We start from the raw sequence: 1596 nt of genomic DNA, 5'->3' as shown, positions 1-1596 counted from the left end.
ACGGTGGGAAAAGCGTTATGCTCGGCCGCTTTATCGGCCCTATTCGTCCAGTCATTCCTATTGTCGCAGGAATGCTTGGAATGTCTCAAACCAGATTCACTGTCTTCAATGCCCTCTCGGCAACCATTTGGGCACCGTTTTATATCTTGCCTGGCTACCTGACTGGCAGTGCCGTCCATCTGGTTCTGCCAAGTAACTTTTATCCGGCCTTGTTCTCTCTAATTGCTGCGCTGCTCATTATCACTCTCAGCTTTCGCTATGCCAGCCTTAACCTTCAGCATGGATCTCGCATCTATGCGGCGCTATTGCGCAATAACAAAAGCCAAAACACGTCATCAAAGGACTATGAGTTTCCACTTGCGTCACTGAGTTTATTCATAGGATCAAGCTTATTCTTTATTATTTGGAGCTTTCTGGTTTTACGAACAGGCTTGCTAAGCCAACTAGATGCCAGCGTACTTCAACTCGGCGCTGAGCTGCGCAACATCAGTACCTTTGTCAGCGATATCAGCTCTCGGATATTTATCCATCTAACCCTGCTTGGCGATGAAAAGTTTTTGTATGCCTCCTTTATAACACTCATCGCTTTGATGCTTTATCTAAGGCAGTTCCGAGCCTCCACTTTACTGGTGATTTCCGGCTTAAGTACTGCGGCAATTACACACACTAAAAGCAGTATTTAGTATTGCCCGACCTGAACTAGTACTCTCACCGCCTGTTTCATATGCCTACCCTAGTGGCCATAGTTCAGGCTCAACCGTTTTCTACGGCCTGATTGCAGCATTTATTGCCCAACAGCTACCCAAGACCCAACGCTGGCAGTGCTACTTGCTATTCTTTGTGCCGATGTTTCTGATCGCTTTTAGCCGGGTTATGCTCAGCGTTCACTGGTTGTCTGATATTGTTGGGGGCATAGCGCTAGGTTTAGCGATTTGTGGAATTAGTAGAGTGTTATATAGCACTCACCAAGCTTATGACGCCGCGAACCGTCGAGATATCACTGTTGAAAAGAAAGCGGTTATGACAGCACTTTGTCTATGGCTCGGCATCTTAATTGGCTATCAGCTTTATTTCTTTCCAGAAGCCTTGCAGGCTTACCAGTTACGCCCCTAAACGCAGAGCCGTCTGATCAAGACTCAAGATTTATACGGCCTAAGTAACCATATCAGAAATTTGACGAGAGATTGCTTGCAGACGCTGAAGCGGGTCGCTCATTTCATAAAGATGCTGTTTCTGTTTATTGCCTAGCGGCAGTAACTCAGTCAAGCGCCAGCCTACTTGGCGCCCATCTTCATAATCAATATCCATATTCAAATCGCGAACAAAGGGGTGTTTGACCAGAGCCTGCAGTACCACACGCAGCTCATCAAACTCCTCGGGCAAGTCAATATGCTGCTCTTCACCAATAGCCTCAAGCTCGGCATACCAGACGCCATTTTCACGTTCTTCAAGTGAGGATAGTTTGACTTGTTCCAGACCTTCAACCGTCAGATTTAACACCCCGGTACTAGGCGTCTTGCCAAAATCTACAATTTGAACACGCGTGCCAAGTTCATAGAACTGCCCTTCTCGCACGTGTTCAGTCGGTGCATTTTC

The 1596-nt window shown here is 46.9% G+C and carries 3 protein-coding genes; 2 read left to right on the top strand and 1 reads right to left on the bottom strand.

What is annotated here, in order from left to right; translation table 11 throughout:
- Together A3735_RS24970 and A3735_RS29285 are read left to right on the top strand one after the other, a co-directional pair.
- A partial coding sequence (locus tag A3735_RS24970; RefSeq protein ID WP_369820559.1) for a DedA family protein occupies positions 1-683 on the top strand: 683 nt, incomplete at its 5' end.
- Entirely contained in the window at positions 649-1113 is a 465-nt protein-coding gene (locus tag A3735_RS29285; protein WP_082885825.1) for a phosphatase PAP2 family protein, read from the top strand. The genes A3735_RS24970 and A3735_RS29285, both read left to right, overlap by 35 nt.
- A gap of 39 nt (positions 1114-1152) precedes the next feature.
- Here A3735_RS29285 and A3735_RS24960 read toward each other — a convergent pair.
- Positions 1153-1596, bottom strand: a 444-nt coding sequence (locus tag A3735_RS24960) for an LON peptidase substrate-binding domain-containing protein (RefSeq protein WP_068638848.1), incomplete at its 5' end; no start/stop codon positions are given.

This window comes from Oleiphilus sp. HI0061, from assembly GCF_001635675.1.
Note: the sequence above shows the minus strand (reverse complement) of the source record. Positions and strands in the feature narration are given on the sequence as shown.